This is a genomic window from Pseudomonas sp. HT11, assembly GCF_044875395.1.
In the GTDB taxonomy this organism is placed as follows: domain Bacteria; phylum Pseudomonadota; class Gammaproteobacteria; order Pseudomonadales; family Pseudomonadaceae; genus Aquipseudomonas.
On sequence record NZ_CP173217.1, the window covers coordinates 4,433,201 to 4,446,362 of the forward strand.

At 64.2% G+C, this 13,162-nt stretch carries 1 protein-coding gene; it reads right to left on the reverse strand.

Annotation, left to right across the window (positions count from 1 at the left end; all coding sequences use genetic code 11):
* Window positions 1–222: 222 nt before the first annotated feature.
* A complete protein-coding gene (locus tag ABWL43_RS20505; protein WP_404483990.1) occupies window positions 223–13,119 on the reverse strand; it encodes a non-ribosomal peptide synthetase in 12,897 nt (4,298 codons plus the stop codon).
* Between the last annotated feature and the right edge of the window lie 43 nt (window positions 13,120–13,162).

Here is a 13,162-nt window from a genome sequence, read left to right on the forward strand (position 1 = left end):
AACTCTCCCTTCCTGAAGGAGAGAACCTCAACCTAACGGAGTTGCCTTTTTTTGCCACAGGCCCGTTTTTCACTCATTTGCTTCCCATCAGGCAACAGCCCTTAAAACACTGTATATAAAAACAGTATTATGGAAACCACCTACGCCACTCGAGGTCGATATCCTACAAACAAAGGCGGAAATAAGCACAATTTCTCTCACCGCCAGTTGTTCCAGTTTTCCTTAAAGCCCCTCCAACTCCGCCATCAAATCACTCAACCGATCCACCTTCTCGGCACTGATCTCATTCGCCGCCAAGCCCTCGATGTACTCGGCCAACTCCGCCACCGTGCTGCACTCAAACATCGCCCGCAGCGGTACATCGCGTTGCAGGGTTTTCTGCACCCGGGAGGCAATCTGCGTGGCCAGCAACGAATGCCCGCCCAGCTCGAAGAAGTTGTCCTGTACGCCCACCTTGTCGACTTTCAGTACCTCGGCCCAGATAGCCGCCAACGTCGTTTCCAGTTCGTTGCGCGGCGCCAAGTAATCCTGGCTGTGCAACTGGCCGATCTCCAACGCCGGCAGGGCCTTGCGGTCGAGTTTGCCGTTGGCGTTCAGCGGCAGGCGCTCAAGCCATAACCAGTGCAGTGGCACCATGTATTCCGGCAGCTCTGCGCGCAGGCGTTGCTTGATGCGGTCCAGGCGCTCGCTCGGGTTGAGGCATTCATCCGCCGCCACCAGGTAACCCACCAAGTGCTTGCCGTTGACGCCCTCTTGTACGCCCACCGCGGCGTCACGCACCTGCGGCTGTTCATGCAGGCGCGCTTCGATTTCACCCAGCTCGATGCGGTAGCCGCGAATCTTCACCTGGTGGTCGATACGCCCCACATATTCCAGCACGCCATCGCTGCGCCGACGTGCCAGGTCACCGGTGCGGTAGAGACGCTCGCCGGGTGCGCCAAACGGGTTGGGCACAAACACCTGCGCCGTGCGCAACGGATCGCTGACGTAACCACGGCCCACACCAGTCCCTGCCACACACAGCTCGCCAACCGCGCCCTGTGGCACCAACGCCAGTGCGCCATCGAGCACATACAACCGGTTGTTGTCGGTCGGGGTGCCAATCGGCAAATAAGTGCTTTGGGTTGACGCCAGATCGACGCGGAAGAACGCCACGTCATCCGAACATTCCGCCGGGCCATAAGCGTTGACCAGGCCAATGTCTGGATACCGCAGCAACCACTGATGCGCCAGCTCCGGCGGCATCGCTTCGCCCGTCGGCAGCATCCAGCGCAGGCCGTCCAGGCTCATGCGTTCCTGGGCGAGCATGCCCTGGATCAGCGACGGCACGCTTTCCAGCACAGTAATGCCCTGGGCCTGCACATGGGCCAGCAAGCCTTGCGGGTCATGGGCAAGGGTGTTCGGCACAATATCCACCCGCGCGCCAAACAGCGGCGCAGCGAGGAATTGCCACACGGAAATATCGAAACTTTGCGACGCAGTTTGGGCGATTACATCCGCCGGGCTCAGGTCCAGATAAGGCACTTTGCTCAACTGGTTATTCAGCATGCCGCGCTGTTCGACCATCACGCCTTTGGGCAGGCCGGTGGAGCCCGAGGTGTAGATCACGTAGGCGAGGTTGTCCGGGCCGCTGTAGACACCTGGATTTTCCCCACGGCCCGGCACTTCCTCCCAGACCAACAGTTGGCAGTCGGTGCCTTCCAGCAATTCAATCGCCTGCTCGCGACACGCCTCGGTGCACACCAGCAACGGCGTGCGGCTCAAGTCGATAATCCGGCTCAGGCGCTGGCTTGGCAGGCCTGGGTCCAGCGGCAGATAACCGGCGCCGGCCTTGAAGCTGCCGATGATCATGCCCAGCAAGTCGAGGTTGCGCTCGGCCAGCAGTGCCACCGGCTGGTCCAGGCCAACGCCTGCTGCGATCAGCGCGTGACCCAAACCGTTGCTGCGCCGATTCAATTCGTCGTAACTCCACTGTTGGTCGAGGCAGCTGGCGGCGATGCGCTGTGGATGCTCGGCCACCTGCGCCTCGAACAGCTCGACATAGCTGCGCTCCAATGGGTAGACGTGCTCACTCTGGTTGCAGCCGTCGAGCAGGAATTCACGTTCCTGCGCGCCAATCAACGGCAGGTCGGCCATGTCGCCATGGAAGCCTTGCACCAGCGCCAGCAGCAGGCGTTTGAACTCGCCGAGCATGCCCTGCACGGTGCTTTCGTCGAAGTAACGCTGGTCGTAGGACAGGTGCAAACCTAGGTCATCGCCCGGGTAGCACACCGCGGTCAGCGGGAAGTTGGTGTGGGTGCGGCCGGAATCCGAGGTGGCATTCAGGCTTTGCGCGTGGTCCAGCACCGAGACTTCCACCGGCGCGTTCTCGAACACGAACAGGCTGTCGAACAGCGGTTGGCCCTTGGGCAATTCGCTGTGTTCCTGAATGGTCACCAGCGGCAGGTACTCGTACTCGCGCAGCTGCATGTTGCTGTCAAGCAAGCCGCTCAACCACTGGCGCACGCTGCAGCGCTGACCGTCTTCAGGCAGTTTCACCCGCAGCGCGATGCTGTTGATGAACAGGCCGACAGTGCGTTGCATCTCGGGCATGTCCACCGGGCGCCCGGCCACGGTAACGCCGAACAACACATCACGCTCGCCGCTCAAGCGACGCAGCACCAACGCCCATGCCGCCTGGGCGAAGGTGTTGACAGTCAGTTGATGGGCCTGCGCCAGTTCACGCAGTTGCGCACCGTCGCGTGCCTCAAGGCGGGTGTAGCAGTCGCCCACCACCATGCCGCCGCTATGGCCCGCATGTTCACGCAGGAACGGCCGGTCGCTCGGGATCGGTGTGGTGCGCTCGAAACCTTGCAGGTTGTGCTGCCACCACTGGCGCGCTTCGGCGAGGTTCTGGCGTTGCAGCCAGGCAATGTAATCGCGGTAGCGCGGCGGTGTGGCCAACTGTGCTTCGCGACCTTCGCCCAGGGCCATATAAATTTCAAAGAAGTCATTCATCAACAGCGAACGGCACCAGGCATCGATGAGGATGTGGTGGTTGCTCATCATGAACCAGTAGCGCGCTTCACCGACGCGGATCAGGCGCAGGTGAAACGGCGCCTGGTTAAGCAGATCGAAACCGGCTTCACGCTCGGCCTTGAGCAAGGCTTGCAGGCGCGGCTCCTGTTCACTTTCCGGATCGGCGCTCCAGTCCAGGTACTCGATCGGCGTGCTGCCCGGCTTGTGGATCACTTGCAGCATGTCTTCGCCGACGTTCCAGCAGAACGACGCGCGCAAGGCTTCGTGACGGGCGATCACCGCCTGCCAGGCTTGGGCAAACCGCTGCGGGTCGAGCGCGCTGTTGATGCGGTAGCGGTCCTGCATGTAGTAGAGGCCCGTGCCCGGTTCCAGCAAAGTGTGCAGCAGCAGGCCTTCCTGCATCGGCGTCAGCGGGTACACGTCTTCGATGGCGCTGGCCGGCACCGGCAGGCTGTCGAGTTGTGGCTGGGTCAGGTGCGCCAGCGGGAAGTCCGACGGCGTGAGGCCGCCGGCAGCGTCGCTCAGGCAATGCGCGATCAGGCTTTGCAGTTCGCCCAGGTAGGCCTCGGCCAGTTCGCGGATGGTCTGTTGATCGTGGCGCTCGCGGCTGAAGGTCCAGCGCAGCACCAGTTCGCCGCCGTACACCTGGCTGTCGACGCTCAACTCATTGGGCAACGGCGCCTGCGGGTCATGCGCCAGGCCGGCTGGCTCATCCAGCGGGTGGAACAGCGCATCGGCGCCGAAGCTCTGGTCGAACTGGCCGAGGTAGTTGAAGGTGATGTCGGCGCTTGGCAGTGCAGCCATGGTCTGCTTGCACAGATCGTCCGCCAGGTAACGCAGCACGCCATAGCCCAAACCTTTGTGCGGCACGCCGCGCAGTTGCTCTTTGATCGCCTTGATCGACGCGCCCTGCTCAACTTGCGGGGTCAAGCGCAATGGGTAAGCGCTGGTAAACCAGCCGACGCTGCGGGTCAGGTCGATGTCATCAAACAAGGTTTCACGGCCATGGCCTTCCAGCTGGACCAGCGCTGAATCGTGACCACTCCAGCGGCACAGCACACGGGCCAACGCCGTCAGCAGCAGGTCGTTGACCTGAGTGCGATAGGCGCTTGGCGCCTGTTGCAGCAACTGGCGGGTGTGTTGCGCGTCCAGGCGCACGCTGACTGTGTCGGCATCCCGAGTGAGCAGCGAACCGTGTGGGCGATCCACCGGCAATACCGCCGCAGCACCGGCCAACCGGTCTTGCCAAAGGCTCAACTCTTCACGCAGGGATTCACTGCTCGCATAGGCCTGCAAACGCGCAGCCCAATCACGCAAGGCGCTGGTCTTGGCCGGCAGGCTGACCGATTGGCCGTCGCTCAGTTGGCGGTAGACCGTTTGCAGGTCCTCAAGCAATACGCGCCACGACACGCCATCCACCACCAGGTGATGAATCGCGATCAGCAGGCGTTGCTGACCCTGCGGGCCATCCACCAGCAAGGCGCGCAGCAGCGGACCGTGTTCGAGGTCGAGGCTGCGTTGGGTATCGGTGAACAGCGCGGTGCACTGCGCCATATCGCGCACTTGCGCCTGCATCAGCACGCCGCCTCGCGGCACGGCCAAGTGCTCGGCGTGCCATTGGGCGTCGCGCGGCGTAAAGCTCAGGCGCAGGGCGTCGTGGTGTTCCAGCACGGCCAGCAGCGCTTGCTCCAGGCGATGAGGGTCGAGCAGTTGCAGCGGTTTGAGCAGCAACGCCTGGTTCCAGTGCTGACGATTCGGAATCGCCGTATCGAAGAACCAATGCTGGATCGGCGTCAGGCCCGAGCTGCCCGTCAGCACCCCTTGTTCGGCGCTGACCCGCTCGGACCGCGTGGCCACGGCCGCCAGGGTTTGCACGGTTTGATGCTGGAACAGGTCGCGCGGGCTGAAGTGAATCCCGGCCTGCCGCGCACGGCTGACCACCTGGATCGACAGAATCGAGTCGCCGCCCAGTTCAAAGAAATTATCGTCCATGCCGACCTGCTGCACGTTCAATACGGCGCACCAGATCGCGGCCAGGGTGTGCTCCAGTTCGTTGCGTGGCGCCACGTAGTCTTGGCGGTTCGCCTCCGGGTCCGGTTGCGGCAAGGCGCGGCGGTCGAGCTTGCCGTTGGCGGTCAGCGGCATGCTGTCCAGCACGATCAGGTGCGCAGGCACCATGTAGTCCGGCAGTTGCGCCTTAAGGTGTGCCTTGAGCGCGTCGCGCAGTGTGCCGTGGTCGGCGTCGCTGACCAGATAAGCCACCAACTGTTTGCCACTCGGCGAATCCAGCGCCAGCACCACCGCCTCACGCACCGCTGGGTGTTCCAGCAGGCGGGTTTCGATTTCACCCAGTTCAATGCGGAAACCGCGAATTTTCACCTGATGGTCGATACGGCCCAGGTACTCCACCAGGCCATCGGCGCGTTGGCGGACCAGGTCGCCGGTGCGGTACAAACGCCCGCCATTGGTAGCAAACGGGTCGGCGACAAAACGCTCTGCGGTCATGCCCGGGCGCTGGTGGTAACCCTGGGCCAGACCGGCCCCGCCGACATACAACTCGCCGGTCGCACCTTGCGGCACCAGCGCCAGGTCGGCGTCGAGAATGTAGGCCACGCGGTCGCCAATGATGCTGCCGATCGGCACGCTGCCAGCGCCCTCCTCCACGTGCTCGGGCGCCAGACTGGCCAGCGGCATGACCACGGTTTCAGTCGGGCCGTAGGCGTTGAAAAACACCTCGGGCTGAAACGCTGCGCGGATACGCTGCAAGTGTTCGCCGGTCAGCGCCTCACCGCCGGTGATGCACATGCGCACCGGCAAGGTTTGCTGCTGAGTCGCCAGCCACTGCGCCAACTGGCTGCCATAGCTTGGGGTGAAGCCGAGGATATTGATGCGATGGGTGCGAATCAGCGCGCAGATTTCTTCGGCATCCCACTGGCCCTGGGCGCGCAACACCACCTGCGCGCCGCTGAGCAGCGGCACCAGCAAACGCTCGGTGGCGGCGTCGAAATTGATCGAATAAAAGTGCAGTTCGCAATCGTCCGCACGCATGCCAAAGCGCTTGATCACCGCCTGGCAATGCATGGCGATTTCACCGTGGGACACCACCACGCCTTTGGGCTTGCCGGTGGAACCTGAGGTGTAGATCAAGTACGCCTGATGTTGCGGCAAGCTGATAAAGGGCAGCTCGTCGGCCGGGTAATTGGCGAGCATCGGCAGGTCATCTTCCAGGCACCAGCACGCCACCGTCGCCGGCAGTTCACCGAGGGCTTCGAACAGTGCCGCGTCACTGAGCAGCAGGCCTATGCCGCTGTCTTCGATCATGTAGTGCAAGCGGTCCAGCGGGTATTCCGGGTCGAGCGGCACATAGGCGCCACCGGCCTTGAGAATCGCCAACAAGCCAATCACCATTTCCAGAGAACGCGGCAACGCCAGGCCGACGCGCACCTGTGGGCCCACGCCGCGCTCGCGCAGCATCCACGCCAGGCGGTTGGCGCGGTCGTCCAGTTCGCGGTAGGTAAGGGTTTCACCGGCAAAGGTCAGTGCCGGCGCATCGGCACGCTTGCTCGCCTGCTGACTGAACAACTGATGAATGCACTGATCGAGGCGATGCTCGCCCGCTTCCATACCGAGGCTGTCCTGCAACGCGCGCTGCTCGACGGCGGTCAGCAACGGCAATTCGCTGAGGCGCTGCTGCGGGTTGGCGATCAGTGCCTCCAGCAAGTTGCGCCAATGCTCAGCCATGCGCGCAATACGCGGTTCGTCGAACAGGTCGGTGCTGTAGGTCAGGCAGCAACCCAGGCGGTGGTCGAGGTCGGTGACTTCCAGGTTGAGGTCGAACTTGGTCGCACGCGCGTCGTTGGCCAGGTACTCGACGGTCATGCCAGCCAGTTGGCGGCTCTGCTGAAATTCCCAGCGCTGCACGTTGCACATCACCTGGAACAGCGGGTTGTAGGCCGCGCTGCGTGGGGGTTGCAGGGCTTCCACCAAATGATCGAACGGCAGGTCCTGATGGGACTGGCCTTCAATCACGGTGTGGCGCACCTGCTCGAACAACTCGCCCACCTTCATCTGCCCAGTGAGCTGGCAACGCAGCACCTGGGTGTTGAGGAATGCGCCGATCAGGCCCTCGCTTTCAGGGCGAATGCGGTTGGCCACCGGCGCGCCGATGCGCAGGTCGGTCTGGCCGCTGTAGCGGTAGAGCAACACGGCCAGGGTGGCGGTCATGGTCATGAACAGGGTCAGGCCGCGTTCGGCATTGAAGGCGCGCACGCGGGCGGCCAGTTCATCGCTCAGGTCAAAGCGGTACAGCTCGCCCTGATGGCTTTGCACCGGCGGACGCGGGCGGTCGCCGGGCAGTTCGAGCAGTGGATGCTCATGCCCAAGCTGCCCGATCCAGTAGTCGAGTTGGCGCTGACGCTCGCCGGACTCCAGCCATTGGCGCTGCCACACGCTGTAGTCGAGGTACTGCACCGGCAACGGCGCCAGCGGCGAATCGCGCTCGTCGATAAAAGCCTCGTACAGCGCGCTGAGTTCACGCGCGAAGATGTCCATCGCCCAGCCTTCGGTGACGATGTGGTGCAGGGTCAGCACCAGGTAGTGTTCCTGCTCGCCGGCCTTGACCAGGCACGCGCGCAGCAATGGCCCGGTTTCCAGGTTGAAAGGTGTATGGGCTTCGTGGTCGGCCAGTTGTTGCAGGCGCAGCTGACGCTCGGCTTCAGTGAGCGCCGAGAAATCCTGCCAGTCCATGCGCAGGCCGGTTTGCGGCGCGACCTTTTGCTGGGCCACGCCGTCGAGGCTCGGGAAGGTGGTGCGCAGGGTTTCGTGACGCATGATCAAGGCTTGCAACGCCGCCTCGAAACGCCCCACATCCAGCACGCCACGCAGGCGCGCCATGCCGCCGACGTTGTACGCCGGGCTGTCCGGTTCCATCTGCCAGAGGAACCACATGCGCTGCTGCGAATAGGACAGCGGCACCGGCGCGCTGCGGTCGACCTTGGCGATAGCGGTTTGCTGGTTGCGCTGGCCCGAGGCCTGGATCAGCCCGACTTGCTCGGCAAACGCGCCCAGCTCGCTGGCTTCGAACAAGGTGCGCAGCGGCAGCTCGACGTCGCAGGCCTGGCGGGTGCGCGAGATGATTTGCGTGGCCAGCAACGAGTGGCCACCGAGGGCGAAGAAGTCGTCGCCCAGGCCAATGCGAGGCAGGCCGAGGACTTCGCGCCAGATTGCCGCAATCTGCTGCTGCAACGGAGTTTGGGGTTCGATGTGTTCACGGGTTTGCCACACCGGCGCCGGCAAGGCACGGCGGTCCAGTTTGCCGCTGGGGCTCAGCGGCATCGCCTCCAGCCGCAGCAGTTGCGCGGGCACCATGTATTCCGGCAGCTCGGCGGCCAGGGCGGTTTTTACCTGCTGCTCGTCCAGCGCAGTGCTGGCGGTGTAGTAGCCGATCAGTTGCTGGTCACGCACCAGCACCACGGCTTGAGCGATGCCGTCCATGGCCAACAGGCGTGCTTCGATTTCTTCCGGTTCCACGCGAAAGCCACGCAGTTTGACCTGCTGATCGAGCCGGCCGAGGTAGTCGAGTACGCCGTCAGCGCTCCAGCGCACGCGGTCACCGGTGCGGTACAGGCGTGTGCCCGCCTCGCCCAGTGGGTCGGCGACGAAACGTTCGGCGGTCAACCCGGCGCGGCCGAGGTAACCGCGCGCCAGGCCGATGCCGCCGATGCACAATTCGCCCGGCACACCGGCCGGCAATGGGTTGAGGTGTTCGTCCAGCACGCGACAGATCACATTGCCCAGCGGCCGGCCAATCGGCGAGCGTTCGCCGTCTTCGGCATGGCACTGCCAGTGGGTGACGTTGATCGCGGTTTCCGTCGGGCCATAACGGTTGTGCAATTGCACCGCCGGCAACTGTGCCAAGACGCGGTTGCGCAGTTCGGCGGGCAAGGCTTCACCGCCGGAGAACAGGCGGCGCAGGCTGGTGCATTCGGCCACCCGCGGCTCATCGATAAACAGCTGCAACAGCGGCGGCACAAAGTGCAGGGCGGTTACGCCGTGTTCCTGCACCAACTGCGCAATGCGGTGCGGGTCGCGATGCTCGCCGGGACCGGCCAGCACCAGGCGGCAACCGGTGATCAATGGCCAGAAGCACTCCCACACCGACACGTCGAAACTGATCGGTGCTTTTTGCATCAGCACATCGGTGTCGTTGAGTTGATACGTGGCTTGCATCCACTGCAAACGCTCGGCCAGCGCCGCATGGGTATTGCCCACGCCCTTGGGCTGGCCGGTGGAGCCGGAGGTGTAAATCACGTAGGCGAGGTTGTCGCCATGCAGGTGCAAACCCGGTGCTTGGGTCGGCCAGCTGTCGAGGTGCAGGCTGTCCATGGCGATCACGCACACGCCTTCGGGTGCCGGTAGCAGATCGAGCAGTGAGGTTTGGGTCAACAGCAGGTGCACGCCGCTGTCCTGGAGCATGTAGGCCAGGCGGTCGGCGGGGTAATCCGGGTCGAGCGGCACATAGGCGCCACCGGCCTTGATGATCGCCAGCAGGCCGATCAACAGTTGCGGCGAGCGTTCGGCGGCGATGGCCACGCACACATCCGGGCCAACGCCCTTGTCACGCAGGTAATGGGCCAGGCGGTTGGCCTGGGTGTGCAGTTGGGCGAAGGTCAGGTTGCCGTCCTGCCAGACCAACGCGGTGTTGTCCGCGGTGTGTTGGCTGAGCAGCTCGGGCAGCCACTGCTGCGCCGGCGTGCACGGCGCGGCGCTCCACGGCTGTTGTTCGTCGGCTTGCATCAGCTGCAAGTCGCCGATGGCCTGTTGCGGTTGCTCGCACACGGCGTGCAGCAGACTAATGAAGTGCTCGGCGAGACGCCGGATGGTGTTGGTTTCGAACAGCTCATCGGCGTAGTCGAACGACAGGCTCAGGCGCCCGTTGCGGTCTTCTTCGCTGTGCAGTTGCAGGTCGAACTTGGCCTCGCGGCTGTGCCAGGGCAACTCATCGGCGAGCATGCCCGGCAGGCGGCGCAAGGCACTCAGGTCGCGTTGCTGGTGGTTGAACATGACCTGGAACAGGCCCTGTTCGCGGGCGTGCGGGAAGGCTTCCAGCAGTTGCTCGAACGGCAGGTCCTGATGCGCCTGGGCGCCCAACGCAGCCTGACGGGTAGCCGCCAACAATTGATCGAACGGCAGACGGCCATCCAGCTCGGCGCGCAGCACCAGGGTGTTGATGAAGAAGCCGATCAGGCCTTGGGTTTCCTGGCGCGGGCGGTTGGCATTCGGCACGCCGATGCGAATATCGCGCTGGCCGCTGTAGCGGTAGAGCAGGCTTTGGAACGCCGCCAGCAGCAGCATGAACGGGGTGGCTTGGTGGTCTTGGGCGGTCTGGCGAATCGCTGCACTGAGGCCGGCCTCCAGGCGCACGCTATGGCGCGACGCGCTGTGGCGTTGTTGCGACGAGCGCGGATGGTCGGTGGCCAGGCTCAGGCTCGGATGTTCCTCGCCCAACTGGGTTTTCCAGTACGCCAGTTGCCGCTGGCCTTCGCCTTCGGCCAGCCATTGGCGCTGCCAGCTGCCGTAGTCGGCGTATTGCAGGGCCAATGGTGGTAGCTCCAGGGTCTGGCCTTGCGTTGCGGCGGCATACAGGCGCGAGAATTCGTCGATGAGGATATTCAGCGACCAACCGTCGGCAATGATGTGGTGCAGCGTCACCAGCAATTGGTGATCTTCATCGTCCAGGCGCACCAGGGTCACCCACAGCAGCGGGCCTTTTTCCAGGTCGAACTGGGTGCGCGCCTCGTCTTCGCGGATCTGCTGCGCGCGCGCCTCACGCTCGGCGCCCGGCAGGTCGCTGAGGTCGATAATTTGCAGGTCGAATTCGGCGCTTGCCTGCACACGCTGGAAGGCCTGGCCGTCGCGCTCGTAGAAACGCGTACGCAGGGCTTCGTGACGCTCGATCAAGTGCTGGAAGCTGGCGCGCACCGCGTCTTCGTCCAACTCGCCGCGCAAACGCAAGGCGCCGGGGATGGTGTAGGCGCTGCTCTGCGGGTCAAGTTGCCAGGTGATCCACAGGCGGTTTTGCGCCAGGGATTGCGGCAGGTCGTCCTGGCGCGACAAGGCATGAATCGCGCCTTGAGCAACGCCGCCGTCCTGCTGCAATTGCGCAACGCTTGCGGCAAAGCTCGCCAGGGTCGGCGCTTCGAACAGCATGCGCAGGTTCAGCTCCAGCCCCAGGGTTTCGCGCAGGCGGGCGACCACTTGGGTGGCGGTGATGGAGTTACCGCCGAGCAGGAAAAAGTGGTCATCGGCCGCGACGGTTGCGACCTGCAACTGCTCGCACCAGATGGCGGCGATCTGGTTTTGCAGATCGGATTCCAACGCCGCATCGCTCGCTTGCGCTTGCAGGTCGGGGAACTGCGCGTAGCTGTCGAGGCTGCCATCGGCGTGGCGAAGGGCACAGGCCGAGCGCTGCACTTTGCCGCTGGAGGTCTTCGGCAAGGCGCCGGGGTTGAGCAGCACCACCACGCTCGGGGCTTCTTGATACGCCTCGGCCACGGCCTGGCGGATGGCTTTGATCAGCGCCTCGGGCGGCAGGATTTTCTGCACGCTGCGGCTGATTTCGGCGGCGATGCCGATGCCTTCCAGGCCCTGGTCATTCACTGCAAAAGCGGCAACGCGGCCCTTGCGCACCACTTCCACTTCGCGCTCCACAGTCTGTTCGATGTCCTGGGGATACAGGTTATGGCCGCGCACGATCAGCAGGTCTTTGAGGCGGCCGGTGATGTACACCTGGCCCTCGCGGATAAAACCCAGGTCGCCGGTGCGCAGCCAGGTGCGACCGGCGTGTTGTACAAACGTCTTGGCCGACGCTTGCGGGTTGCGCCAGTAACCGTGGGCGATGCTCGGGCCGCTGGCCCACAGTTCGCCGACGTGGTTATCCGGCAGTTCGCTCAGCGTGTGCGGGTCGGCGATCAACACCGCGTGCTCCGGCTGGCTGGTGCCGCAACTCATGATCGCGCTGCCCTGCCCCGGTTCGGCGCGGTTGGCGGCCAACGCCTGTTCATCCAGGCGCAAGGCCGGGATGCCGTGGCCACGGGTGCCGCCGGCGACGAACAGGGTCGCCTCGGCCAGGCCGTAGGAGGCGAAGAAATTGTTCGGGGTGAAGCCACACGTCGCGAACTTCTCGGCGAAGCGCTCCAGGGTGTCGAGGCGGATCGGTTCAGAGCCCGAATAGGCCACGCGCCAGGTGCTCAAGTCGAGGCGCTCCAGGGCTGATTCGCTGACCCGCTCGCTGCACAGGCGGTAGGCGAAGTCCGGGCCACCGCTGATGGTGCCGCGGTATTCACTGATCGCCTCCAGCCAACGCAGCGGCCGGCCAAGGAAGTACGCCGGCGACATCAACACGCACGGCACGCCACTGAAGATCGGTTGCAGCAGGCCGCCGATCAGGCCCATGTCGTGGTACAGCGGCAGCCAGCTGACGATCACGTCATCCGGGTTGAGGTCGATGCCGAAGCCACGGCGGATCAGCACTTCGTTGGCCACCAGGTTGCCGTGGCTGACTTGCACGCCTTTGGGCAATGCGGTGGAGCCGGAGGTGTATTGCAGGAAGGCGATGTCGTCGGCGTGCAGTTCGGGTTCGACCCAGCGCTCGGCGAGCTGTGCATCCAGGGTGTCGACGCTCAGCACCGGGGGTGCGTTTTCGATCTGCGCCAGGCCGTCGCCGAGGCTGGCGATGGTCAGCAGCAAGCGCGGTTCGGCGTCACTGATGATCGACAGCAGGCGCTCCTGATGATGCCGGCGCGTGGACTCTGGCGGATACGCCGGCACTGCGATGACCCCGGCGTACAGGCAGCCAAAGAACGCCGCGACGTAGTCCGGGCCGCTGGGGAACAACAGCACCGCGCGCTCGCCCAACGCCGCATTGGCCTGCAAGGCGGCGGCGATGGCGCGGGCGCGCTGGTCCAGGTCACGGTAGCTGAGCACAACGTTTTGCTCGGCAGAGTCGGCGAGGAAGCGCAGGGCCACCTGGTCCGGGGTCTGCGCGGCGCGGCGTTGAAGGGACTGGACCAGAGTGCGGGGAAGTTCGAAGGCGTCCATCATGGGGTTCCTGCCTGAAATCGGCTTACGGGAAAATCGAGAAATA

Bases quoted from the DNA above. Each gene is read 5' to 3' on its own strand.
- ABWL43_RS20505 (WP_404483990.1), bottom strand. From the start codon at position 13,119: ATGATGGACGCCTTCGAACTTCCCCGCACTCTGGTCCAGTCCCTTCAA.